Source organism: Frankia sp. ACN1ag (assembly GCF_001414035.1).
Lineage (GTDB): Bacteria > Actinomycetota > Actinomycetes > Frankiales > Frankiaceae > Frankia > Frankia torreyi.
Genome location: NZ_LJPA01000005.1, coordinates 67,227 through 90,230 on the forward strand (window position 1 = coordinate 67,227; position 23,004 = coordinate 90,230).

At 72.8% G+C, this 23,004-nt stretch carries 17 protein-coding genes, 4 tRNA genes and 4 pseudogenes; 10 read left to right on the top strand and 15 right to left on the bottom strand.

Translation table 11 applies throughout. The features are described from left to right. Positions 1–41 precede the first annotated feature (41 nt). The 3 genes from UK82_RS05650 to UK82_RS05660 form a co-directional block, all read right to left on the bottom strand. Positions 42–2,489: a hypothetical protein gene (locus tag UK82_RS05650; protein WP_055406547.1), complete on the bottom strand. Its 2,448-nt coding sequence runs from the start codon at positions 2,487–2,489 to the stop codon at positions 42–44. A gap of 4 nt (positions 2,490–2,493) precedes the next feature. Further along, on the bottom strand, positions 2,494–2,763 hold the full coding sequence (locus UK82_RS32430) for a hypothetical protein (RefSeq protein ID WP_055406548.1): 270 nt from the start codon (positions 2,761–2,763) through the stop codon (positions 2,494–2,496). A 186-nt stretch (positions 2,764–2,949) separates the two neighbouring features. After that, positions 2,950–3,795, bottom strand: a complete 846-nt coding sequence (locus UK82_RS05660) for a pyrimidine reductase family protein (RefSeq protein ID WP_055406549.1) — start codon at positions 3,793–3,795, stop codon at positions 2,950–2,952. Between the two features lie 259 nt (positions 3,796–4,054). Between UK82_RS05660 and zapE the strand changes: the two genes are divergently transcribed. Continuing rightward, positions 4,055–5,146, top strand: coding sequence for a cell division protein ZapE (gene zapE / locus UK82_RS05665; RefSeq protein WP_044883669.1), 1,092 nt, complete (start codon positions 4,055–4,057; stop codon positions 5,144–5,146). 325 nt (positions 5,147–5,471) lie between these two features. Here the strand turns inward: zapE and treZ are convergent, their stop codons facing one another. From treZ to UK82_RS36015, 7 genes and pseudogenes are all read right to left on the bottom strand, one after another. Then, positions 5,472–7,235, bottom strand: coding sequence for a malto-oligosyltrehalose trehalohydrolase (gene treZ / locus UK82_RS05670; RefSeq protein ID WP_044883546.1), 1,764 nt, complete (start codon positions 7,233–7,235; stop codon positions 5,472–5,474). A 258-nt stretch (positions 7,236–7,493) separates the two neighbouring features. Continuing rightward, the coding region (gene treY, locus UK82_RS05675) for a malto-oligosyltrehalose synthase (RefSeq protein WP_236705552.1) at positions 7,494–9,170 on the bottom strand (1,677 nt) is incomplete at its 5' end. A gap of 1 nt (position 9,171) precedes the next feature. Continuing rightward, positions 9,172–9,570, bottom strand: a pseudogene (locus tag UK82_RS36000) (malto-oligosyltrehalose synthase); the annotation flags it as partial. 1 nt (position 9,571) lies between these two features. Further along, positions 9,572–9,941 (bottom strand): annotated as a pseudogene (locus tag UK82_RS36005) (alpha-amylase family glycosyl hydrolase); the annotation flags it as partial. 40 nt (positions 9,942–9,981) lie between these two features. After that, positions 9,982–11,612: glycogen debranching protein GlgX (gene glgX / locus UK82_RS05680; RefSeq protein ID WP_236705553.1), on the bottom strand; the 1,631-nt coding region annotated here is incomplete at its 5' end. 1 nt (position 11,613) lies between these two features. Next, positions 11,614–11,817 (bottom strand): annotated as a pseudogene (locus UK82_RS36010) (hypothetical protein); the annotation flags it as partial. 1 nt (position 11,818) lies between these two features. Next, positions 11,819–12,201, bottom strand: a pseudogene (locus UK82_RS36015) (glycogen debranching enzyme); the annotation flags it as partial. Positions 12,202–12,326: 125 nt separating this feature from the next. On the opposite strand from UK82_RS36015, the gene UK82_RS05685 reads away from it, so the two are divergent. From UK82_RS05685 to UK82_RS05700, 4 genes are all read left to right on the top strand, one after another. Further along, positions 12,327–12,761 (top strand): NfeD family protein, encoded by a 435-nt coding sequence (locus UK82_RS05685; RefSeq protein WP_044883548.1) that lies wholly within the window; start codon positions 12,327–12,329, stop codon positions 12,759–12,761. A gap of 73 nt (positions 12,762–12,834) precedes the next feature. Further along, a complete protein-coding gene (locus UK82_RS05690; RefSeq protein WP_044883549.1) occupies positions 12,835–13,785 on the top strand; it encodes an SPFH domain-containing protein in 951 nt (316 codons plus the stop codon). A 200-nt stretch (positions 13,786–13,985) separates the two neighbouring features. After that, positions 13,986–14,519: a DUF3145 domain-containing protein gene (locus UK82_RS05695; RefSeq protein WP_044883550.1), complete on the top strand. Its 534-nt coding sequence runs from the start codon at positions 13,986–13,988 to the stop codon at positions 14,517–14,519. A 214-nt stretch (positions 14,520–14,733) separates the two neighbouring features. Then, a complete protein-coding gene (locus UK82_RS05700; RefSeq protein ID WP_044883551.1) occupies positions 14,734–15,027 on the top strand; it encodes a DUF4193 family protein in 294 nt (97 codons plus the stop codon). 183 nt (positions 15,028–15,210) lie between these two features. Here UK82_RS05700 and UK82_RS05705 read toward each other — a convergent pair whose 3' ends face one another. Continuing rightward, positions 15,211–15,798, bottom strand: a complete 588-nt coding sequence (locus UK82_RS05705) for an isochorismatase family protein (protein WP_044883552.1) — start codon at positions 15,796–15,798, stop codon at positions 15,211–15,213. 113 nt (positions 15,799–15,911) lie between these two features. On the opposite strand from UK82_RS05705, the gene UK82_RS05710 reads away from it, so the two are divergent. Next, complete coding sequence (locus UK82_RS05710) at positions 15,912–16,721, top strand: DUF3097 domain-containing protein (RefSeq protein ID WP_044883553.1); 810 nt, start codon at positions 15,912–15,914, stop codon at positions 16,719–16,721. Positions 16,722–16,842: 121 nt separating this feature from the next. Beyond that, a complete protein-coding gene (locus tag UK82_RS05715) occupies positions 16,843–17,709 on the top strand; it encodes an N-acetylmuramoyl-L-alanine amidase (protein WP_044883554.1) in 867 nt (288 codons plus the stop codon). Positions 17,710–17,871: 162 nt separating this feature from the next. Here the strand turns inward: UK82_RS05715 and UK82_RS05720 are convergent. The 3 genes from UK82_RS05720 to UK82_RS05730 all read right to left on the bottom strand — a co-directional run bounded on the left by UK82_RS05720 (position 17,872) and on the right by UK82_RS05730 (position 18,143). Further along, positions 17,872–17,943: transfer RNA gene (locus tag UK82_RS05720), tRNA-Val, on the bottom strand. A 13-nt stretch (positions 17,944–17,956) separates the two neighbouring features. Beyond that, positions 17,957–18,028: transfer RNA gene (locus UK82_RS05725), tRNA-Cys, on the bottom strand. A 42-nt stretch (positions 18,029–18,070) separates the two neighbouring features. Further along, a tRNA-Gly gene (locus tag UK82_RS05730) sits at positions 18,071–18,143 on the bottom strand. Between the two features lie 409 nt (positions 18,144–18,552). On the opposite strand from UK82_RS05730, the gene UK82_RS05735 reads away from it, so the two are divergent. Next, the gene (locus UK82_RS05735; RefSeq protein ID WP_044883555.1) at positions 18,553–19,653 is read left to right on the top strand and encodes a chorismate-binding protein; all 1,101 of its coding nucleotides are present in this window, start codon (positions 18,553–18,555) and stop codon (positions 19,651–19,653) included. Positions 19,654–19,864: 211 nt separating this feature from the next. Here the strand turns inward: UK82_RS05735 and UK82_RS05740 are convergent, their stop codons facing one another. Beyond that, positions 19,865–20,296, bottom strand: a complete 432-nt coding sequence (locus tag UK82_RS05740) for an SsgA family sporulation/cell division regulator (RefSeq protein ID WP_009739629.1) — start codon at positions 20,294–20,296, stop codon at positions 19,865–19,867. 436 nt (positions 20,297–20,732) lie between these two features. On the opposite strand from UK82_RS05740, the gene UK82_RS05745 reads away from it, so the two are divergent. Both UK82_RS05745 and UK82_RS05750 read left to right on the top strand, forming a co-directional pair. Further along, positions 20,733–20,804 (top strand) — tRNA-Val (locus UK82_RS05745). A gap of 1,634 nt (positions 20,805–22,438) precedes the next feature. Further along, complete coding sequence (locus UK82_RS05750) at positions 22,439–23,002, top strand: HIT domain-containing protein (protein ID WP_044883556.1); 564 nt, start codon at positions 22,439–22,441, stop codon at positions 23,000–23,002. Positions 23,003–23,004 lie beyond the last annotated feature (2 nt).

The following is a 23,004-nucleotide window of genomic DNA, read 5'->3' on the forward strand; positions in this document are numbered from 1 at the left end:
GCCGCAGCGACCCGGCGGGGCGCATGGGGCAGTTCGGATCGTCATCCGCTCGGCCGCAGCGCCTCGTCCGGCGGGACCCGCGTCTCGCCGAGCGCGGCCGCCCCGGCCAGGACGGGCAGCCGGTCGTTGTTGGCGACCAGCGCCGGACTTTCCAGCCAGGCGAGGTAGGCGCCCCGTTGCGCCGGCGTCATCGCCGCGCTCGGTCGGGGATCGCCGGTGGCGTCGAGGAAATCCGTCGTCGGACCGGTGATGTAGCCGTCGACACGCGGATCTCCGGTGTACACCCGCCGCCGCCCGTCGCTGTCGGTCACCGTGATCGGCCGCAGCGGATCCTCGCCACGGCGCGCCCAGAGCTGGCGGGCGCTCGCCTCGTAGGCCGCGGCCCACCCCGAGCCGAGCCGAGAGGCCTCCCGCAGCCGGGCGAGGATCCACGCCGGCCGGGTGGTGGACACGTCGCGGTAGCGCTGCCGGACGAGGGCCTCGACCATGTCCACCGTGATCCCGACGCCGAGATGGGTGAACGTGGCGACCGGATCCGTCGGGTCGATCGACGTGACCACCGTGCCGAGCAGGTCGAGGATCACCGCCTGCCGCCGGCGATGGGCGGACCCGGCGTCGGCGTGTTCGCGCAGCACCGCGTCGGCGGCGTCGCCGAGGGCGTCGGTGAAGAACGCCTGCGCCCGGGCACCCCGCAGGTAGCCCAGTGCCCGCGGGCTCGACGGGTAGCCGCCGGCCCCGGCGTTCCAGCCCCGCGTGCGCCCCGCCACCCGCTCGTCGACACCGATCGCGTAGGCCGCGGCGTCCCGCCCGAGCATCCCGGCGAGCGCACCGCCGCGCAGGCTTTCCCGCAGCAGCGCCCGCCACGCCGCGACCGGGACCTGCCGGGCGGCGGATGCCGTCGTCGCCGGGGAGACCGGCCCGGGGACGACCGCCGTCACCGCGTCGTACATCTCCTCCAGGTAGGTGTGCAGCGCGGGGACGAAGGCAGCGCGCAGGTGCGGCGGCAGGGCCGGGCCGTCGGCGGCGTGCACGGCCCTGGCGAGGCGGGCGACGAAGTCCGCCGAGCCGCGCGGATCCGCCCGCCGGGCCGCCGGGCCGCCGGCCGCGGCGAGCAGCCCGGACCACGCTCGCGCGGTCGCGTCGTCGAGACCGACCGCCACCGGCAGATCCAGGTCCGCGACCGCGGCGCCAGCCAGAACCGCCTTGACGTACCGGGTGGCGAACCGGGCCGCCAGCCCCGGTTCACCGGCGATCGCCGCCAGCAACGCGACCCGGTAGCCTCGGTCCGCCGTCGCGTTGCGCAGCACACCCGCCACCTGACCGTCCGCCGGCGCCCGCCGAACCGCCGGCCCGGACCCCGGGCCGAAGGCCAGCCGGCCCAGCCGGTCGAGCAGCGCGCCGTCGATGCGGTCGGCCGTCAGCAGCGGTGTCAGCAGCACGGTCTCGGCACGGTCGTGACGTCCCCGGGTGTTGAACCGGCCCAGCCAGGAGTCGTCGAGCGTCCGGCCGCGGCTGTAGGCGGCGAAGGTTCGGCCGAGAATCTCCTCGGCGTCGCGCCGGTTCACCCCGGACGGTGGTGCCGGCCGGTTGACCATCGGCCCGCGGGAGCGTCCCGCCACCCCGGCGAGCAGGCGCGCGAGCCCGGCCGGCCCGAGCGCGTCGTAGAAGCCGGCGACGAAGTCGGGGTCGCGGCCTCGCGTGCGCAGCGCGCTCACCGCCTCCCGCAGGCTGGCCGCGGGTGCGTCGCCGCCTCCCGGCGCGTGGCCGCCCGGTGATCCCAGCCGCCGCCCGGCGCCGGCACCGTTGGCGCGGGCCGGACGTCCCGCCGACCCGGCGGGACGGCCGGCCGCGTCGTCCGCTCCCGCCGGGCTGCCGCCGGACAGCAGCGAGCGGGCCGCGGTCCGACCCGCGGCGCGTGTCGCCGGTCCACCGCCTGCGACGGGGACGGCTCCGAAACCGGCAGCGGTGTCCGCCCCGGGACCAGCCCCATCGCTGGGACGGGCTCCATCGTCGGCATCGGCGTCGGCGTCGGCGTCGGAATCGGGACGGATGAAGGCCCCGTGGAGGGATCCCGTGGCTATGACGGGTTGGGCGGCAGGACCGGGTTGGGTGGCGAGGCCGGGGTGGTTGTCCAGGAGCGACCGGGAGTGCTGCACGGCCGGCGCGATGATGGCCGCCGAGGGCAGGAGCGACCGCCCCGCGTCGTCGGCGCCCTCGGCCAGCGCGAGCCGGCGGCGCAGCATCGCGGCGTCGGCGTCGAGCTCGTCGCCGAGCCGGGCCAGCCGTGCCGCCCAGCCAGCCGGGCCGCCGACCTGCGCCAGGGCGTGGGCGACGATCCGCGCGCCGGTGTGCAGGGCTTCGCCGGCGGACCGTACCGCGGCCGCGAGTGTGTGCAGCCGGGCGGGATCGAAGGCCACCCGGTTGCCGCCCGTACCGTGCCCGGAGGAATGGCCCGCGGCGAGGTGAACGGGATCACCGAAGCTCGGCACGGCGTCAGCCGATCGCCCGTGGCGGGGCGCCGGGCGCCGTCGACGGCCCGGCCGGGCCCGAGCTGGCCTGCTCGCAGACCAGCAGGCAGCGGTCGAGCAGAGCGGTCGCCTCGGCGGCGAGATGCCGAACCCGGCCGGCCCACTGCTGCGCCGCCCGGCCGTCCCACGCGCCGGCACCGGCGGCCGCGACCCGGTCCAGGGCGGTCATGATGTCCCGCCGGGTGCGCGCCACCGCACCGGCCGCCGTCGTCCGGGCTCCATCGAAGATCGTCATCCGCACACCACCGCCGTCGGGGTCAGGTTCGGTGCGGCGACGCTAACAACTCGCCGACGGGTCGCGCTGATCGTCCTTGGATCCTGTGGATGACGGCTGTGGGAACCGCCGACCTGTGGATAAAGCGGGTGCCACCCCGACCCCGCTATCTCGACCGGGCGCGGACGGGCCCGGCGCGGGGCGGCCTCAGCGCTGGTAGCGCAGGAAGAGATTGCCGTCCTCGGCGAGCACCTGGACCAGCCGCATCGTGGCCGGCTCGGGCCATGGCGGGCCCTCCACGATGCCCATGCGGCCGGGGCCGGCGAGCATCGGCGCCACGGTCAGGCACAGCTCGTCGAGCAGACCGGCGCCGGCAAGCTGGGCGTGCAGCAGCGGCCCGCCCTCCGTGAGCACCCGGGTCATCCCCCGTTCGGCCAGGGCTGCGAGGGCCGCCGCCGGGTCGACGGTCGTGTCGCCGCAGAGGACGACCTCGGCGACCGCCGCGAGCGCCTGCCGCTTGGCCGGGGGAGCAGCGTCGCAGGTGAGGATGATGGGCCGGACCTCGGCGTCGAACAGCCGGGCGCCGGGATCGAGGCCCGCGGTCGCGGTGACCACGGCGATCGGGGGGACGGCGGCGAGCCCCGCGGCCTGCCGCCGGTCCCGCCGTTCGGGCGGGACGATCACCGGCCCGTAGTTCTCGTGGCGTGCGGTGCCGGCGCCGACGAGCACCACGTCGCTGAGCCAGCGCAGCAGCCGGAAGACCTGCCTGTCCGCCTCGCCGCCCAGCGGGCCGGACCGCCCACCCACCTCCGCGGCGCCGTCGACGGAGCTGACGAAGTTCGCCCGGACGTAGCTGGTCTGCCCGGCTGCGGGCGGATAGGCGTAGGCCTCGTCGAGATCGACCTCGGCCGCCTTCGCCACGACCTCGTCGCCGGCGGCGGCGGCGGGATCGTCCGCTCCGGCGCCGGCGGCCTCCGGCGTCGTCGGCGCCGCGACCGGCGCGGGCGTGCCTGGGCTGTCGGCGGGGCCGGGAACCGGGAGGATGCGTCGCACCGAGCCGACTGTAGCCGGTCGGCGAGGGGTCACCCGGCTCGTCCCGTCCCGCGACATACGGCCATCCAGCCTGTTCGCACTGCCCCGACCGGCGGCTCTGCGACCCGTGCGCACGGCGGCTCTGCGACCCGTGCGCATAGCCCCGACGGGCGGCTGTGCGACCCCCGTGCGCACTGTCTCGACCGGCCGGGCACTGTGAGTTCGGTCCCGGCTGCGCACGGCGGGCGGCCCGCCCCGACCTGCTCCGTAGGCTGGCGTGGTGGTGCAGCGCCTCGTCGACCGCCAGCCGCAGCCGCGACCCGACGATCTGGTCGCCGCGCTCGTCCCACCGCCGCGCTTCGACGCCGTCCGCTTTGCCGGCTACCTGCCCGACCCCGCGGAACCGAGCCAAAGCGCCGCGGTCACCGCCCTGTCCGTGTTCGCCGGCCGGGTGAACGCGGCCCCCGGTGGGGGTGGCGGCTCCGTCGGCGGGGCCCGGAGCGGCTGGTCGGGGCTGTTCGGCCGCGGCGCCCGTGGAGCCCGGTCGGGTGGTGCGGCCCGCGGGGCGGGAGTGGCCCGGCCGGGGGTGTACCTCGACGGCGGGTTCGGCGTCGGCAAGACGCACCTGCTCGCCTCGCTGTGGCACGCGGTGGCGGGCCCGAAGGCCTACGGCACGTTCGTCGAACTCACCTCGCTGGTGGGAGCGCTCGGCTTCGCGGCGACCGTGCGCGCCCTCGGCGGGATGCGGCTGCTCGCCATCGACGAGTTCGAACTCGACGATCCGGGCGACACGGTGCTCGTGTCGACCCTGCTGACCCGCCTCGCCGACGCCGGCGTCGCGCTGGCCGCGACGAGCAACACCCAGCCGGAGGATCTCGGCGCCGGCCGGTTCGCCGCGGCCGACTTCCTGCGCGAGATCCAGGGCCTGGCCGCCCGCTTCGACGTCCTGCGCGTCGACGGCACCGATTATCGGCACCGAGGACTGCCGCCCCCGCCCCCGCCCTGCGCCGACGGCGAGGTCGCGGCGCTCGCCGCCGCCCACGAGGGGGCCAGCGAGGACGGGTTCGCGGCGCTGTGCGCGCATCTCGCCGGGCTGCACCCGTCCCGCTACGGGGCGCTCGTCGACGGGGTGCGGCTGGTCGCGTTGCACGGCGTGGCGCCGGTCGCCGACCAGGCCGTGGCGCTGCGGGTCGTGGTGCTCGCCGATCGGCTCTACGACCGGTCGATTCCGGTCGTCGCCTCGGGCGTCGGACTGGAGGAGCTGTTCGGCGCGGAGCTGCTCGCCGGGCCGCATCGCAAGAAGTACCAGCGGGCGGTGTCGCGCCTTGCCGCGCTCGCCCGCGACGGCGCCCGCCTCATCGCCGCCGCCTGAGCCCACCGGACGCACCGACCGCACGCCCGCGTCCGGCGCGCTCCCCTGGACTGACTGGTCGGATCCACCCGCAGCTTCGGCCTGAGCCGGCTGCCCGCCGGGGCGGACGGACATCGGGGACCGGACCGCCGCGCTCGTCGGTGGACCCTGCGACGATGGACGCATGGGAACCTACGTCGTGCTGCTCGTCATGGTGTTGTTGGTGGGGCTGGCAGTGCTCGGCGGGCTGTATTTCCTGCTGTCCCGCGACCGCCTCCGACGATGACCGGCAGGCAGGCGATGACCGGCAGGCAGGCGATGACCGGCGGGCGGACGGCGGCGCCGTTCAGCCGGCGGGTGGCAGCAGGCGGGTGATGACGACGGACTCGCCGTCGAGCTCGACCCGGCCGGGCATGTAGGTGAAGCCGGGGGCCGAGGCCGCCGGCGCGTCGAACGGGACGCCGTCGAGCGGCACCGTCTGCCGCTGCGACGCCAGGTTGACGACGATCGCCACGTCCCCGCGCCGCACCACCAGCCAGCGGGCCTCCTCGTCGAAGGTGCACTCGACCGACGCCCAGGCCGGATCCGTCAGCGCCGGCAGCTTGCGGCGCAGCCCGATGAGCCGGCGGTGCCAGTCCAGCAGGCTGCCGTGGCCCGGGCGGGTCGGCTCGGACCAGTCCAGCTTTGACCGTTCGAACGTCGCCGGATCCTGCGGGTCGGGGACGTCGTCGGGTCCCCAGCCGTGCTCGGCGAACTCGGCGCGCCGCCCCTCCCGCACCGCGTCGCCGAGTCCGGGGGCGAGGTGGTCGGTGAAGTACTGCCAGGGGGTGTGCGCCCCCCATTCCTCGCCCATGAACAGCATCGGGGTCAGCGCCGAGGTGAGCAGCAGGGCCGCGCCGATCCGCAGCAGCCCGTCGCTGAGCTGCGCCGACGACCGGTCCCCCACCGCTCGGTTGCCGATCTGGTCGTGGTTCTGCAGGAAGGTGACGAACCGGTAGGCCGGCGTCGTCGGCGGCATCGGCCGGCCGTGGGAACGGCCGCGGAACGTCGAGTAGCCGCCCTCGTGCACGAAACCCTGCGTCAGCGCGTGGGCGAGCGTCGAGATCGACCCGAAGTCGACGTAGTAGCCCTGCCGTTCGCCGGACAGCGTCGCCCACAGCGCGTGGTGGGCGTCGTCGCACCACTGGCCGTCCAGGCCGTATCCGCCGGCCTCGGGCGCCACCACCAGTTTGGGGTCGTTGAGGTCGGACTCGGCGACGACGAACAGCGGCCGGCGCATCTGCGCCCCGAGCCGGTGCACCGACTCGGCGATCTCCTCGAGCAGGTGCAGCGCCCGGCTGTCCTGGAAGGCGTGCACGGCGTCCAGGCGCAGCCCGTCGCAGTGGAAGTCCCGCAGCCAGGACAGCGCGCTGTCGAGGATGAAGGCGCGGACCTCGTCCGACCCGGGCGCGTCGAGGTTGACCGCCGGCCCCCACGGGGTGATGTACCGGTCGGTGAAGTAGGGCCCGAACTGCCCCAGGTAGTTCCCGTCCGGGCCGAGGTGGTTGTAGACGACGTCCATGATCACGCCGATGCCGCGGGCGTGCGCCGCGTCGACGAACCGCTTCAGGCCCTCCGGGCCGCCGTAGGGCTCGTGCACGGCGAACAGGCCGACCCCGTCGTAGCCCCAGCCGTGGTGCCCCGGGAAGGCGTTGACCGGCAGCAGCTCGACGGCGTCGATGCCGAGCTCGGCGAGGTGGTCGAGCCTGCCGATCGCGGCGTCGAAGGTGCCCTCCGGGGTGAACGTCCCGACGTGCAGCTCGTAGAGCACGCTGCCGGCCAGCGCGATGCCCCGCCAGCTCGCGTCCGACCAGTGGAACGTCGCGTGGTCGACCAGCCGGGACCGGCCGTGCACTCCCGCCGGCTGCCAGACCGAGCGGGGATCGGGCAGCTCCTCGGTGCCCCCGTCGAGTACGAACGCGTAGTCCGTGCCGTGCTTCGCGGAGGGGACGTTCACCCACCACCAGCCCCGCCGCCCGGCGGACATCTCATGGGTGGCGTCGCCGGCGGAACCCGCCACGACCAGGCTGACCGTCTTCGCGTCCGGGGCCCACAGCCGGAAGGTGCTCATAGCTCCTGTCTACCTTCCGCCGCCGGCCGACATGCCGTGTCCGTGACAACGGCCCCCACCGAAGGTGCCCGCAGGACCCGGTTTCACCGGGCGGGACGGCCCCCTGTGACCGGTCTCATGGCAGCGGACACGCCAGGTGAGATCCGTGATCAGCGTCCAGGGGCGCGCGCCGCCCCGCCCCGTGCGGACGCTCGACGGTGGCGAAGGTCGATCCGGAGGAGGGGCCCGTTCGCGCCGGGTCAGGAGCGGGCGTCCGGGTCAGGAGCGGACGAGGAGGCTGACGGGGAAGTCGCGCAGCAGGCGCAGGACGTAGGCGGTGCCGCCGTCGTGCTTGCGGCCGGTCAACACGTCGGTCCAGCGGCCCTCGGGCAGGGGGATGGTCGTGTCGCGCCAGCCGCCGCCGCGGCGCAGGCCGAGGACCAGGCGGGGCACGACGGTGACCACCGACTCGGAGCGGGCGAAGGCGACCACGTTCTCCGCGGCCGAGCCGGACGCCCACAGCGGCCGGTAGGTGGCCCGGTCGCCGAACCACTCGGGGTGCTCGCGGCGGGTCCGTAGCGTCCGGGCGACGACGAGCAGCTTCGCGGCGCCGGAGTCGTCGAGCAGCGGCGGGCGCCGCGGCGCGCCGGTGTCCGCGCCCGGCTCGGCGCCGAGCTCGGCGAGCAGCTTCGTCCGGTCGCCGTAGTTCACCGGGCGGCGGTTGTCCGGATCGACCAGGGACAGATCCCACAGCTCCTGGCCCTGGTACACGTCCGGGACGCCGGGGACGGTGAGCTGGAGCAGCTTCTGGGCCAGCGAGTTCTGCCGGCCGAGCTCGACGAGGGTGCCGACGTAGCCGGTGAGCACGGCGAGGAACTCCTCGTCCTCCAGCACCGACTCGATGTAGTTCGTCAGCGCCGCCTCGTAGGCGGGGTCCTGGTCGGTCCAGCTCGTGTAGACCTTCGCCTCGCGGACGGCCTTGAGCATGTACTGGGTCGCCCGCTCGGTGGACAACGGCCAGGCGCCGACGAGGGTCTGCAGCAGGAAGTAGGCGGTGGACCGGTCCGGCCAGCCCTGCTCGGTGTCGCGGTGGCGCTCGCCGAGGCGGACCAGGCGGCCGGCCACCTCCGCCCAGCCGCGGGGGTCCTCCGAGAGGACGGCGAGGCGGGCGCGGACGTCCTCGGAGCGCTTCGTGTCGTGCGTGGACAGGGTGGTCATCGTCAGCGGCCAGCTGCGCTGCACGGTCAGGTTCGCCTCGTGGAACTCGGTGACGGCGCTGCGCGGATGCCCGGTGGTGAACGCCGGGAACCGCGCCGGGTCGCCGCCGACCTCGTTGAGAGCGATGAGCCGGGAGTAGCGGTAGAACGCGGTGTCCTCGATGCCCTTGGCCATCACCGGGCCGCAGGTCTGCTGGAAGCGCATGACGAACTCGGGCGGACCGCTCAGGGCCAGGTCCTCGATCAGGTCGACCTCGGTGGAGCGGCCGGGCAGGTAGGACCGGGCCTGCTCGCAGGCCCGCACCACGTGGCCGCGCGCCTCCAGGCTCGGGGTGCCGTCCGGACGGATGTAGGCCCGGTAGACGTCGAAGGCGGCCAGCACCTCGCACAGCGCCTCGCGCAGCCCGGTGCGGGTGAGGTCCGCGCGGGCCTCCCGGGCCTCGCCGAGGGCGAGCGCGGTCAGCCGGTCGACCTCGGGCTGCAGCACGCCGGCGAGCACGTCGAGCTTCGCGGCCCGGGCCTCGGCCTCGTAGTCGGGATCGGCGCGGGTGATCTCCTGGTAGAGCACGGCGAGGGGATGCCCGGCGACGGGATCGAGGAACAGCCGGGTCAGCCGGGCGATCCCCTCGTAGCCGGTGGTGCCGTCGCAGGCCCAGGTGTCCGGCAGATCCTCGTCGTGCTCCAGGATCTTCTCGACGACGGTCCACACCCCGCCGGAGGCGTCGGCCAGCCGCCGCAGNTAGCCCTCCGGGTCGGCCAGGCCGTCCGGGTGGTCGATCCGCAGCCCCTCGAACGTGCCCGCCCGGACCTGCTCGATGAGCAGCCGATGGGTGGCGGCGAAGACGTCGGGTTCCTCCTGGCGCAGCCCGGCGAGGGTGGTGATGTCGAAGAAGCGGCGGTAGTTCAGTTCGCTCGCGGCGACCCGCCACCAGCACAGCCGGTAGTACTGGGCGTCCAGGGTCGCGGCGACGTCGTCGGGGTCGGCGGTGCCGGGCGCGGTCGGCAGCACGTGGTCGTAGTAGACGACGACCCACGCGCCCTCGGTGTCCTGCTCGACGGAGATCTCCCCGGCGGCCAGGCAGTCCGCGAGGCCGGCGCCGAGGATCGGGACCAGCACCCGGCCCGGATTGTCGGGGGCGNCCCAGTCGATGTCGAACCAGGTGGCGTAGGGGGATTCGGGGCCCTCCCGCAGCACCGACCACCAGGCCGCGTTCGCCGCCTCCGGGGTGACGGACATGTGGTTCGGGACGACGTCGACGACGATCCCGAGGCCGGCCTTGCGGCACGCGGCGGCCAGCCGGCGCAGGCCGCCCGTCCCGCCGAGCTCGGGGTTGATCTGGCCGTGCTCGACGACGTCGTAGCCGTGCGTCGAGCCGGGGGCGGCCTCCAGCACCGGCGACAGGTACAGGTGCGACACGCCGAGCGCGGCCAGGTAGGGGACGACCACGGCCGCGTCGGTGAGGGAGAAGTCCAGGTTGAGCTGGAGCCGGTAGGTCGAGGTCGGGACCACTCGCTCGCCTCTGGAGCCGCCCGGCGGCGGGGCGGTCGGCTCAGTCGACACGGCGCAGCACGACCGTCGAACGGGCGTCGATCTCGATCGGGTCACCGGCCTTGACCACCTTGCCCACGTCGGTGGGGTCCAGGGCGGTGTGGGCCAGGGGGATGACCTCCAGGGTGGCGTCGATCTCCGCGGTGGACTTGCGGGTGTCGATGACCGTCTCCCAGGTCGCGCCGAAGCTCGGCGCCGGCACCCGGAAGGCGACCGGCTCGAAGTGGGCGTTGAAGTAGAGCAGGAAGGAGTTGTCAGTGATCGGCTGGCCGAGCGCGTCCGGGTCCGGGATGCCCTCCCCGTTGAGGTAGACGCCCAGGGAACGGGCCGTGCCGGACTCCCAGTCGGTGTCGGACATCTCGGATCCGTCCGGCCGCAGCCAGACGATGTCCTTCTTGGCCGGGTCGTCGCCCGCGGCCGGGTCGTCGCCCGCGGCGCCGCGGGCCGCGGCGCCCTGCCCGCGCAGGGAGATCCCCTGGAAGAACCGGCGGCGGCGGAAGATCGGGTGGTCCTTGCGGAGCCTGGACAGCAGGCCGACGAACTCGACCAGGTCCGCGTTGCGCTCGGCATCCGCCCAGTCCAGCCAGGAGATCGGGTTGTCCTGGCAGTAGGCGTTGTTGTTGCCGTGTTGGGTGCGCCCCATCTCGTCTCCGGCGACCAGCATCGGCACCCCCTGGGACAGCAGTAGCGTCGTGAGCAGGTTACGGGTTTGCGCGGTTCGCAGGGACAATACGTCCGGGTCGTCGCTCGGCCCCTCGACTCCGCAGTTCCAGGATCGGTTGTCGTCGGATCCGTCCCGGTTGTCCTCGCCGTTGGCCTCGTTGTGCTTCTCGTTGTACGAGACGAGGTCGCGCAGCGTGAACCCGTCGTGGGCGGTGATGAAGTTGATCGACGCCCAGGGGCGCCGCCCGCTGTTCTCGTACAGGTCGCTGGACCCGGTGAGCCGGGAGGCGAACTCGGCGATGCCGTGGTCCTGGCCACGCCAGAAGTCACGGACGGTGTCGCGGTACTTGCCGTTCCACTCCGTCCACAGCGGGGGGAAGTTCCCGACCTGGTAGCCGCCCTCGCCGAGGTCCCACGGCTCGGCGATCAGCTTGACCTGGGAGACGACCGGGTCCTGCTGGACCAGATCGAAGAACGACGACAGCCGGTCGACGTCGTAGAACTCCCGCGCCAGCGTCGCGGCCAGGTCGAAGCGGAAGCCGTCGACGTGCATGTCGGTCACCCAGTACCGCAGCGAGTCCATGATCAACTGCAGGACGTGGGGGTGGCGCACCCGCAGGCTGTTGCCGGTGCCCGTGTAGTCCATGTAGTAGCGGGGGTCGTCGTCCACGAGGCGGTAGTAGGCGGCGTTGTCGATGCCGCGGAAGCACAGCATCGGCCCCATGTGGTTGCCCTCGGCGGTGTGGTTGTAGACGACGTCGAGGATCACCTCGATCCCGGCCTCGTGCAGGTTCTTGACCATGCCCTTGAACTCCTGCACCTGCCGGCCGTGGCCGCCGGAGGCGGAGTAGCCGTTGTGCGGGGCGAGGAACGCGATCGAGTTGTAGCCCCAGTAGTTGCGCAGGTTCTTGCTGACCAGGTGCTCGTCGTGGACGAACTGGTGCACGGGCAGCAGCTCGATCGCGGTGANGCCGAGCTTGCGGTAGTGGTCGATCATCAGCGGGTGGGCGACGCCGGCGTAGGTGCCGCGGTACTCCTCGGGCAGCCCGGGATGGTTCTTGGTCAGCCCGCGGACGTGCGCCTCGTAGAACACCGACTCGTTGTAGGGCGTGCGCGGCGGACGGTCGCCGTTCCAGTCGAAGAACGGGCTGATCACGACCGACTTCATCATGTGNGGGCCGGAGTCGGCGTCGTTGACGCTGTCCGGGTCGCCGAAGGTGTACGGGAACACCGCCTGGTCCCAGGCGACCTCGCCGTCGACGGCCTTCGCGTACGGGTCGAGCAGCAGCTTGTGCGGGTTGCACCGGGTGCCGTGGGCGGGGTCGTAGGGGCCGTGGACCCGGTAGCCGTAGCGCTGCCCCGGCCCGACCGTGGGCAGGTACGCGTGCCAGACGAAGGCGTCGACCTCCTTGAGATCGACCTGCTCCTCCTTGCCCGTGTCGTCGAACAGGCAGAGCTGGACCCGGTCGGCGATCTCCGAGAAGAGCGCGAAATTCGTCCCCGACCCGTCATATGTGGCGCCCAGGGGATAAGGGCTGCCCGGCCATACCTGCGACATACGAACGAAGCCTACGGCCAGGACGGATGCTCTGATCCGGGGGCGCGCGAAATGTGAGGTCAGAGCTTCGCCGATCATTGAGGTTTCATTGATCGGCTGCTGACGGCCGGGCCTAGCATGGAGACATGGCCGACTGGGCGATCTGGGTCGTCGTCGCCGGCGCCCTGCTCGTCGGCGAGCTGTTCACGCTGGACCTGACGCTGGTGATGTTCTCGCTGGCGGCCCTGGTGGGCGCCGCCGTCGCGCTGCTGGGCGTCGATGCGGCCTGGCAGATCGTCGGGTTCGTCGTGGCGGCCGGTGGCTTCGGCCTCGGGCTGCGCCCGGTGGCCCGCCGGCACCTGCAACGCGCTCCCGAACTGCGCACCGGCGCGGAGGCGCTCGTGGGGGAGCGGGCGCTGGTGCTGGAACAGGTCAGTGGCGAGGGCGGCCGGGTGAAGATCAAGGGGGAGGTCTGGTCGGCCCGGTCGTACCCGACCACGACCGTGCTGGAGGTCGGCAGCCAGGCGCACGTCCTGCGCATCGACGGAGCGACAGCCATCGTGCACCGATTCGAGATCTGACCCCACGGCCCGGCGTTCCCGGCGTCGGCGGGGTCACGGAAAGGCCCGCGGGTCCGACTGGGAGGGGTACGTCATGGCAGGTGTCATCGTCGCCGTGGTGGTCGCGGCGGTAGTGCTGATCTTTCTGGCGCGGGCGGTGCGGATCGTGCCGCAGGCGCGGGCGATGGTGGTGGAACGCCTCGGCCGGTACCACCGCACCCTCACCCCGGGCCTCGCGATCGTGGTCCCCTTCGTCGACCGGGTGCGCGACCGCATCGACCTGCGTGAGCAGGTGGTCAGCTTCCCGCCGCAGCCGGTGATCACCGAGGACAACCTCGTCGTCGGGATCGACACGGTGATCTACTTCCAGGTCACCGATCCGCGGGCGGCCACCTACGAGATCGCCAACGTCATCCGCGCCATCGAGCAGCTCACCGTCACCACGCTTCGCAACGTCATCGGCGGGATGAACCTGGAGGCCACCCTCACCTCTCGCGACCAGATCAACGGTCAGCTACGCGGCGTGCTCGACGAGGCCACCGGCAAGTGGGGCATCCGGGTCAACCGGGTGGAGCTCAAGGCCATCGACCCGCCGCGTTCCATCCAGGACTCGATGGAGAAGCAGATGCGGGCCGAGCGGGATCGCCGCGCGGCGATCCTGACCGCCGAGGGCGTGAAGCAGAGCGAGATCCTGCGGGCCGAGGGGGAGAAGCAGGCGGCGATCCTACGGGCCGAGGGCGAGCGCGAGGCGCAGATCCTCACCGCCGAGGGCGAGGCGAAGGCCATCGGCACGGTGTTCCGGGCGATTCACGAGGGCGACGCCGACCAGAAGCTGCTGGCCTACCAGTATCTGCAGACGCTGCCGCAGATCGCCCAGGGCCAGGCGAGCAAGCTGTGGATCGTGCCGAGCGAGCTGACCGGCGCGCTCGGCGGCCTCGGCGGTCTGCTGGGCGCCGGCGGGTCGGCCACCGCCCAGGACGGCGCGCCCGCCCGCGGCGGGCCCAACGGGGCCGCGCCGCAGCGGCCGTATCCCGCGTCGGATTGACCCGCCCGGATGAACCATCCACGAGGCGGGGATGGTGGTTGCCCCGAACCGGCGTTCCGCCCAATTAGTCATACTTCCGGAGGGGGGTGGGGCTAGTCCGCCGAGCCGGACCATGGGACGATTTCAGCAAGCCATACGGGGGCGGGTCGACAGGCGCAGGGGAAGGCGTCCCTCGTCGACGGAGGTCCCGCGTGGTCGCAATGTCCTCGACAGCTCGTGAGCTGTCATCCGGCTCGTCGTCCTTCGCCGTGCCGGGCAAGCTGGCGGTGCTCGCCTGTCCGCCAGCCCTGTGCCCGCATCTGGAGTTCGGCGCGTCCGGCGTGTTGTCGTCGCCGGTGTCGCTGACCTGGACGGCGCAGCCCGGCATGCCCGGATTCCTGTTCGCCGGGCTGGAGTGGCGCGCGTCCCCGGGCACGGCGGGCCGGGTTGCCGGGGCCCTGCGCCGGCTCGGTCACATCACCTTCGAGACCGTCGAGGGGCCCTCGCCCGGGTGTGATGCCGAGCGCTATTCCTATACCCCCGATCTCGGCCTGCACCGGGCCGCGATCGCCGCCAACGGTGACGTGGTGGTCGGCGAAGCCGCCCTGCGGGCGTTGCTGGAACGGGGCGAGGCTCGCGAGACCCTCGCCCGCGGCCTGCACCGCCTGCTCGGGACGGCGTGGGACGACGTCCTCGAGCCGCTGCGCCGGGGCGCGCACGGGGCGCCGGTCACCTGGCTGCGGCGCACTGGCTGAGACCCGCGCAGACCGGCCCGCAGGCGTCCGGTCCTGCACCGGGTCGGGCGCGCGGCGCGGATGGTCCGAGCCCTGCGACGCATCGGCGCGGAGATGGTTGCGAGGGTGTGGTGAAGCCCACACCAGGGTAGCGCGGGTCTGACGGGCACATACCCCGGCGGTCGTGCGTTGTGGCTTGCGCACGACCACGCACAACCATTCTGGGAGTTATTCAGTGGCCACCGATTACGACACACCTCGTACGGCTGACATAGAGGACGCCTCCGAGCAGAGCCTCGAGGCCCTCAAGGCACGGCGGGCGGATGCGGCGGCTGATCTCGGTGACGATGTCGACCCGTTCGAGACCGAGCTCGGCCTGCCGGGTGCTGACCTGGCCGGAGAGGAACTGAACGTCCGGGTGCTTCCGCGGCAGGCTGACGAGTTCACCTGCACGCAGTGCTACCTCGTCCATCACCGTAGCCAGCTCGTGGACGAGCGCCGGATGATCTGCCGGGACTGCGCGGTCTGAGGAACCGCGTTCGGATGTTCCACCGCATGGCCTCTGGCGTGGGCTCACGACACGCCACGGCCGTGGCGGTGTCGCCCGCTGACCGCACGCCTAGACCTACCTGCCACGTCGACCACGTCAACCTGGCCGGCCAGGCACTGACCGATCAGCCACGCTCCCGACCGGGCTGGTGACGAGGCTGCCTCAGCCGACCAGCACGCCCGCGTCCCGCATCGCCTCCACGGCCCGCTCCTCGTCGCCCGGATGCAGGTTGACGAATCTGGTTCGGGCCAGCGGCAGCGTCACCGTCAGACCCAGCAGCCGCGCGTCCAGCGCGCTCTCCCGGACGCAGTGGTCGCCGGCCAGGCCGACGACGACGAGCGTCGACACCCCGAGTCGAGCAAGCCGTTCCCCGAGTACCGTCGCCGACCGGTGCCCCGAGGCCGGGTCGCGCACGGAGAAGGCGGAGTAGCCGTCGGCCCCGTCCACCCCCTTGCGGATCACCTCGCCCGACACGACCAGATCGGGATGGAAGCTCGCGCCGGCGGTTCCCGCCACGCAGTGCGGCGGCCAGACCCCGCCGTCGGTGACGAAGTGCGGGGTGCGCGCGGGATGCCAGTCCTGGCTGTAGAACACCGGGGATCCGGCGGCCACCGCAGCCGCCACCTCGGCGTTCACCCCCTCGACGATCTCCTCGCCGCCGGCCACGTAGAGGCTGCCCGCCGGGTCGGCGAAGTCGTTCTGGACGTCCACGACCAACAGGGCGATTCCCGGTCCGTAGCGTGCGGTCATCGCCGGGCCTCCCGTTGCTCCATGTACCGGTGCGATATGTCCCCACTGTCGCATCCCGACACGCCCGCGTCGATATCCCTGATCATGGCGTTCTGGCGGCCTAGGTTCGAGGGATGCGCAGCCGCGATTATGGCCGGGACGTCCTGGCGCCCGCCGCCCGGACCCGCCCGGCTCCGCCGCCGGAGGTGGAGCTCGAAGCCGATCTGGTGGTCGAGGAGGTCGCGACCGGCTTCTGCGGCGCCGTGGTCGGCACCGAGCACGGCGGGGTCACGCTGGAGGACCGGCACGGCGCCCGCCGGGTCTTCCCGCTCGAACCCGGGGCGTTCCTGCTGGAGGGGCGCCGGGTCACGCTCGTGCGGCCCCGCCGGGCGATGCCCGCCGCCCCGGCGCGCACCGCGTCCGGCTCGCTTGCCGTCGCCGGTCACCGGGCCCGCGTCGCCCGTGCCAGCCGCATCTACGTCGAGGGCGTGCACGATGCTGCCCTCGTCGAGCGGGTGTGGGGCGACGACCTGCGCATCGAGGGCGTGGTGGTGGAGAGCCTCGACGGGGTCGATGAGCTGCCGGGCGTGGTCGAGGCGTTCCGGCCGGGGCCCGGCCGGCGGTTGGGCGTCCTCGTCGACCATCTCGTCGCCGGCTCGAAGGAGAGCCGCATCGCGGCCGCCGTCGCCGGCGAGCACGTGCTGATCACCGGGCATCCCTACATCGACATCTGGCAGGCGGTGAAGCCGGCGTCGATCGGCATCCCGGCCTGGCCGAGGGTGCCCCGCGGTGAGCCGTGGAAGGAGGGGGTGTGCCGGGCGCTGGGCGTCGCCGAACCCGGCGACCTGTGGCGCCGGGTGCTTGCCTCGGTCGACAGCTACACCGACCTCGAGGTGGGCCTGCTGGGCGCCGTGGAGCGGTTGATCGACTTCGTCGCGGCCTGACGACACCCCGTACCGCCGCCGTACCGCCCCCGTACCGCCGCCCCGTTCGGGCGGGTTTCGGGCATTCGCATACGGTGAGTGCAGACGGGGCAGCTCGACTCCTCCGTAGGTGGGAGACACGATGCCGGTGTGGGTCAGGCCGTCGATGCTCGCCCAGATCGTCGGCGTGGTCGCCGTCGCCCTGGTGGCCGGGTTCGGCCTGCGGTTCGCGCTGACCGGCTCGGACCAGCACGGTGCCCCGGTCCCCAGACCCGCCGTCTCGCCCGCCGTCTCGCCCGTCGCCGACGGCCCATCGGCGCTCGCCGGCCGCACCGTCGTACTCGACCCGGGGCACAACGGCGGGAACAGCCGGGCGAGCGCGGCCATCAACCGACCGGTGCCCGCCGGGGGCTTCGACAAGGAGTGCGACACCGTCGGTGCGCAGACCGACGGCGGCTACCCGGAGCACGCCTTCACGTTCGATCTCGCCCAGCGAGCCGCCGCGATCCTGCGCTCCCGCGGCGCGCGGGTCGTGCTGACCCGGCCGGACGACGGCGGGGTGGGCCCGTGCATCGACGAGCGGGCGAAGATCGGCAACAGCGCCGGCGCGGCCGCGGTCGTCTCCATCCACGCTGACGGCGGGCCCGCCGAGGGGCGCGGCTTCCATGTGATCGCGCCCGCGCTGAGCCCCGACCGGGCCAACGCGGCGATCCTCGCCCCCTCCAGCCGGCTCGCCGGGACCCTGCGGTCGGCGTTCGGCCGCGCCACCGGCCAGCCGCTGGCCGACTACCTCGGCAAGGAGGGGATGACGATCCGGTCCGACCTTGGGGGGCTGAACCTCTCCCGCGTCCCGAAGGTGTTCCTCGAATGCGGGAACATGCGCAACCGAACTGACGCCGCGGAAATCGTCGATCCGGCCTGGCGGGCCCGGGCGGCGAGCGGCCTCGCCGACGGTGTGACTGCATTCCTCCTGGAAGCGGATTCACCGTCGGCGGCGCCGACCCGCTGACCCGGCTGGTCGCGGTCGTGCCGTAGCGGGGTGGCCTGTGCCGCAGCGGATCCGCGTGGGGGGCAATGATTTCGGAGCCGGCCGCGCGATCGCGTCGGGAACATGAAAACGGCCACTCCGAGGAGTGGCCGGCCGAAACAGATAAAACGCCGTTCTGCGGGGTGGGCGATACTGGGATTGAACCAGTGACCTCTACCGTGTCAAGGTAGCGCTCTCCCACTGAGCTAATCGCCCGCGATGGATCCAGAGGCGGAGGCGGGAATCGAACCCGCGTACAGGGCTTTGCAGGCCCTTGCCTAAACCACTCGGCCACTCCGCCGCGGGAGGCCGCTGGTACGGACCTCAAGCCCCTCTGTTCCCGAGCGGACGACGGGATTCGAACCCGCGACCCTCACCTTGGCAAGGTGATGCTCTACCAACTGAGCCACGTCCGCGCTGCACCGGGCGTTCTTGGCGGTGCAGGTAGCACTCTAGCGGACGAACGGCCCTCGCGTCGAATGGCCCGCCAGACGTCGCGGAGATGTTGCGTTGGGTCAAGGCGTCCCACGTGAACATCGGGTTTCGCCCACGGCACGTCCACCGCCCCGGTCGATGCTCGGGTTCGGCCCCCACCCGCGGCCCGCTGGGCGCTCGCTCGCCCGCGGTAGCCGTCGCGGCGCGCCGCGCGGGCGTGGACGAGTGCCTGCGGGGCAGGGGATCTGCGGCCGGGCGGGTCCGAGCGGGAGAGGCGGTGTCGATGGGGAGAGGCGGTGCCGGTCCGGGAAGGCGATCTCGGTCCGGGAAGGGGGGGTGCCGGTCCGGGAAGGGCGGTGCCGGTCGGGGAAGGGCGGTAACGTGATCGGAATGAGCCGGACGAACGTGGGCGCTCCGGAGTCGATCGTCCGCGGGTCCGTGGCGGTCCCGCGGTCCAGGCCCCCGTCCTACCTGCTCGCGGGCGACCGGCTCGCCACGGGCGTGGTGGAGATCAGCGACGATCCCGCGGTGCTGGAGCGCGGCGGCTTCTGGGCCGTGGTCGTCGATTTCGAGGGGGTGCTGCGGTGCGTCCGGTTCGCCGACGTGCGTCCGGCGCCCGCCGCCGGTGCCGCAGCGCTGCGCCGCGGCCCCTGGCACGGCCCGGACCCGCGGTCCTGGAGCACCAGCCTCGACCGCACCGCCTACGTTGCCGGCGCGACCACCATCCGGGAGCGCATCGCCGCCGGTGACGTCTACGAGGTCAACCTCTGCCGGCTGCTGTCCGCGCCGCTGCCCCCGGCCGGCCCCGGCGGCGAGCCGGTCGAACCCGACCCCGCCGCGCTCGCCGCGGTCCTCGCCGCCGGCAACCCGGCGCCGTACGCACTCACGCTGGACGTTCCCGAGGCCGGGCTGCGGATCGCGGGGGCCTCGCCGGAGCTGTTCCTCGCCCGGGACGGCGACGTCATCCATTCCGGCCCCATCAAGGGCACCGGCCGGACCGTGCCCGACCTGCGGGACAAGGACGTCGCCGAGAACATCATGATCGTCGACCTGGTACGCAACGATCTTGGGCGGGTGGCTCGGCCCGGCAGCGTCACCGTGCCGGCCCTGTGCGCCGTCGAACATCATCCCGGCCTGGTTCACCTCGTCTCGACGGTGCGCGCCCGGCTGCGGCCTGGGGTGGGCTGGCCGGAGCTGCTGGAAGCCGCCTGCCCGCCCGGCTCGGTCTCCGGCGCGCCCAAGTCGAGCGCGCTGCGGATCATTCGTGAGCTGGAGCCGGGGCCGCGCGGTCCCTACTGCGGCGGCATCGGCTGGGTGGATGCCGACAGCGGCCGGGGATGGCTGTCGGTCGGCATCCGCACCTTCTGGTTCGGCGCGGACCGGCTGTGGTTCGGCACCGGCGCCGCCGTGACCTGGGGCAGCGACCCGCAGGGGGAGTGGCGCGAGACCGAGCTCAAGGCCCACCGACTGGTGGGCCTGGCGAGCGGCTGAGTCGAGCGGTCCGCACCGCGCACAGACGACAACCCGCCTGGCCGGACTGGGTCCGACCAGGCGGGTGGGTGCTCGTCAGGCAGGTGGATGCTTGGCATGCATGGGATGACAACTGCCTCGGATGCAGGAGGCGATGGGGAAGCGGTCCCCCTGTTGAACAGTGCCCGCACCGGCTAGCCGGGGTCGGGCAGCGATCCCGACCCCGGTGAGATCACCGCTCGGGACCGCCCCAGATCAGCAACGCGAGCTCCGCATCAAGGTCGATGATGTCGCTCTCGCCACCGAGGGGCACGGCGGAGTACGTCCGCCGCAGGAAGGCCAGCACCTCGGAGCGCGGCATCTCGAACAGCGCGTGCCCCGACGGACTGGACAGGGACAGGCAGACGATCCGCCCACCGGACTGGGCGGCCGGCCACACCTGCACATCGCCGTCCCCGGCGGGACGACGCACGCCGTCGCTCAGTAGCTGGCGTGCGAAGGTCCACTCCACGACCTCGTCCGCTCCCGTCCGGAAGCCGATGCTGATCGCGTAGGGGTCGGCCGGCTCGTACCGGACCGTCGCGGCAACCGGCACAGGAGCGCCGCCGGGCACGACGAGACGAAGGGCGAGTTCGGCGGTGATCGAATCGTGACGAATAGTCATCGGGCGGCCTCTCATGGTGCGTGGTGCGGGCGAGCACCCGTGTAACGGGATAGTTCCCTCTCCGAGTCCCGTTGGAAACAAGATTATGCCAAGACAACATCCGTTACGGCAGTTCGGGCGAGTTGCCCGGCCCGGAAGGGTGAACCTTTCCCGGGTAGATCGTAGATCGGACGGCCGCGAGATGTACCCCCACCGCAGGCGGGCGGATGGTTACCATCCGTAGCGTCCGAACGTCCCCCCGAGCGTCAGGCCAACCTGCCAAGGCCGTTCCACTTTGAGCCTTCCCCGTCCGGGTGGTTCTCAACCTTGGCTAGTCGCGGCGAACCTGACTCAGTCCGCCCACCGGGCGGGACGGCGGACATCGGTGTATCCGTCCGCCGGGACCCCCTGCGTCGGCCCGGATCGGTGCCGTGTAAGGTGGTCCTACCACCCGCAAGGGCGTATAGCTCAGTGGTAGAGCGCTGCCTTCACACGGCAGAGGTCCGTGGTTCGAAACCACGTACGCCCACGCGATCTGGCTTGTCATGCTGCGCCCCCTTTGGGGGCTTGCCGGGGTCTCGCGTGATGTCTGCCCGGGGGGCGACCCCCCGGACCCCCCGCGTTTCGCGTGGTCGGGGGTTGGGGTGGATGGGGTGGGTGGGCTTGGTTTGAGCGCATGGGATCCCTTGGTGGTTGGGTCTTTGCGCCGGTTGATGGTGGGGGCGGCTGGGGCTGGGGTCGATCTCGCAGCCGCCTTGACTCGTTATGGCAGGTGGTGGCGGGGCCCGGTGGGCGCGAGTGCTCGCTGGATGGTCTCGGGGCGCCTGGCGGCGACCGGTGGGCACGGTTCGGACCGGGGGTTGAGGCGGCGGGTTCGGCGCCGTGGGCCGGGGGTTGCTCCCGGGGGGCTGAGTGGAGACGGGCCGGGGGCGCGGGAAGCGTCCGGTGCGGGTGGGTCGTGCTCATGCTCGCGCCTTTGAGTCCTGGTCGTCGGTGATCCGCAGCGGTTTCCCCTTTGGTGTCGGTTCCCAGGGCTGCTAGGCACCGTTGCGCCGACGAGTTCGCTGGGGGCGGGCCGGCGGCGGGCGACCAGATGAAGATCGCCTCTCTGGTCGATAGCACGCCTCCCACCTGGGAAAATGCCGCTTTTGTCGCGATCCGGGCGTCTGTATCGGGCGCCGGCCGGACCGGAATAATCTCTGTGCGACCCCACTTTGGTGCCATACCGGTGGGGGTGCTCGACGTCGGGCCCGCGGACGGGGCGCCCGCACCGCGCCGAGCGTCTCCCGGCGGGCGGTGACGAAGGGTGAGCATCGCCGAGGGTGAACCGCTGCGGTCCGACGGTCTGGCCGACCGACCGGCGGCCGCCTTTTCGGTTCCGTCGGCCGAGAAGAGTGGCCCAGATTGCGAAAAGCCGTCCGGGCTCGGACGACCGATTTCACCTGGGTGGGCTACCCCGGGTGGTCCGGGGTGGACGGTGCGCCTCGTCGGTCGATCGGCAGAGGTGCCCGGGGGCCGCCGTCCGCCGGAGTCGGCGGTGACGGGGTGGGGCGAGCCGATTGCGGTGGCCGATGACGTAGCCGTTGGCCCATCGTGGATCGGCATCGTTGTGCGTCCCGCCCCTTCGGTGAGATCGTTGATGTGCCCACGGGTTCAGGTCCGGCGCCGGGGATGTTCGCCCGGTTATTTCCGGTCGGCATGAGACCCGCCCTGTACAGATCGGCTTAACACCCGCTAAGCTGATCAGGCAGGGCGTAGCGGGTCCCTTTTGTCGGTGCGGTGTCTCGCGGGGGTGCGTCGGGAGATCCCTCCCGGGCCGTAGTTCCCTTCGGGTGCGCCGCCGCGGCAGTCGGGACGCCGTGGTTCAAAACCGAATACGCCACTCGAGGGAGACTGGCGGCGACCCCCCCACGCCGTCAGTCTCCCTCTTCATCTGCGGGTACGCATCTGCGCGCGGGCGTCATCGCCCCTGTGGGAGCCCCCTCATCGGTCGACGTCCTGATAAATTGGCAGGATGATGGCCACCCTTCGAGGGGGATCGCCCGATGCAGGTGGCGGGGTTGGCGCTGGGGGGCGGGCCTGGTCGGCCACGCCCCATCCGGCCGCTCCTACCTGCGGGCTCCCCCGGCCAGGCCGGGACGACGAGCTCGCGGTGACCACCCGGTGACCGCCGAGGTCTCGCCTGGCGGGGTTCCGCTGGAGGAGCAGGCCGGGGTCGGCGGCCCGGACGCCTTCCAGCGGCTTTACACGCCCCACCGGATGGCCTACATCAAGGGTGAGGGGCGCGGTCGCGACGATGAATGCCCCTTCTGCTCCATCGTCGGCATGGCGGACGAGGACGGGCTCGTCGTCGCCCGCGGGAATACCGTCTACGCCGTCCTCAACCTCTATCCCTACAATGCCGGGCATCTGCTCGTCGTGCCTTACCGACATGTGGCCGACTATGCCGACATGGAATCCGAAGAAATCATCGAGATGGCATTTTTCGTGCAGCGGGCCCTGCGCGCGCTGCGCACCGCCAGCGGAGCCCACGGTTTCAACACGGGCATGAACCTTGGGCACGTCGCCGGCGCCGGAATCGCCTCCCACGTGCACCAGCACGTGGTGCCCCGGTGGGGCGGCGACACGAACTTCATGCCGGTGGTGGGGGCGACCCGGGTGCTGCCCGCCCTGCTCGGGCAGACCCGGGAGATGCTCGCCGACGCCTGGGCGGCCGCGGCCGAGTAGGT